Annotated in this window: 2 protein-coding genes; both read left to right on the top strand. The window is 61.8% G+C overall.

Translation table 11 applies throughout. The features are described from left to right. Nucleotides 1-14 precede the first annotated feature (14 nt). Nucleotides 15-113, top strand: coding sequence for a hypothetical protein (locus L692_RS34045; RefSeq protein WP_415752766.1), 99 nt, complete (start codon nt 15-17; stop codon nt 111-113). Between the two features lie 81 nt (nt 114-194). After that, the coding region (locus L692_RS0114835; protein WP_025700955.1) for a pilus assembly protein N-terminal domain-containing protein at nt 195-1,020 on the top strand (826 nt) is incomplete at its 3' end.

The following is a 1,020-nucleotide window of genomic DNA, read 5'->3' on the forward strand; positions in this document are numbered from 1 at the left end:
CGGTACAGGCCGGTATCGTCTCCGGACAGCCAGGCAACCGTTTTGAACCGCTCAAGACGGCAACCCGCGCAGAAGCGGCGGCCGTGCTGATCAAAGCGCTGACGCTGAAATAGCTAGCGGGATGGCGGCCCCGGATCTTCATATATGTCCGGGGCCTGCTATCTGAGAACCCAATCTTGCAAGGAGGGAAATACATGAAAGGCAAAATAAAGTGGAGAGTCCAGATGATCTTGCTTGCCTTCGCCATGCTGCTGTCGCTGTCCGTTACTCCCGACGCTTACGGTTATTTCAACCGGGGAACGGTTCAGCTCTCGCTCGGCAGCACCTCGGCTTCGGTCAAGGTCGGCTCATCCACCACGATCTCGGCCACACTCAGTCCGGATTCGTATACCGGCGTCATCGGCTGCGGACAGGCCATTTGTCCTCAGCAGTGCAATGGAATGTGCGGGGATGAAGTAACCGGGCAATGCCAATGCGCCGGACCGGGCCAAAAGACGGAAGAAGCCCGCGCATCCGTGAGCGTGGCCAATCCGTTCATCGCTTCGGCTTCCTATTCCAGCGGCACAATCACGATCAAGGGCAAGTCTGCCGGAACCACGACGGTAACGGTGACAGGAACGCTGTGGCAGCATACCTCTTCTTCGCCGGAGACGATTTCGGTGACGGTTGAGGAAGAAAGCAGCGGCGGCGGGCAAGCTCCGCCGGAAGACCCGGGGAGCGGTTCGGGAGCGGGTCCGGTCACCCCAAGCGCGCCTCCCAGCCAGGCCCCGGAGCCTTCAACTGACACAAGACCTTCAGCTGCTCCGGAACCGACGCCCTACGTACCGGTGGTGGTGAATCCGTCACCGGTTGCAGTACCAAGCTACGCGGCGACGCCCAGTTATGATACGGACGGCGGGTCCCCCGTTGTCACCTATCCGAGTCCCGCCCCGGGCGCTTCGGCTCCGAATGCGTATGCTCCGCAGTATACGCCGAGTCCGGCTCCGGCCGGGCAATCGCCGGATACGGCCGCCTCGTCGG

The organism is Paenibacillus forsythiae T98, assembly GCF_000520735.1.
GTDB lineage: Bacteria > Bacillota > Bacilli > Paenibacillales > Paenibacillaceae > Paenibacillus_AQ > Paenibacillus_AQ forsythiae.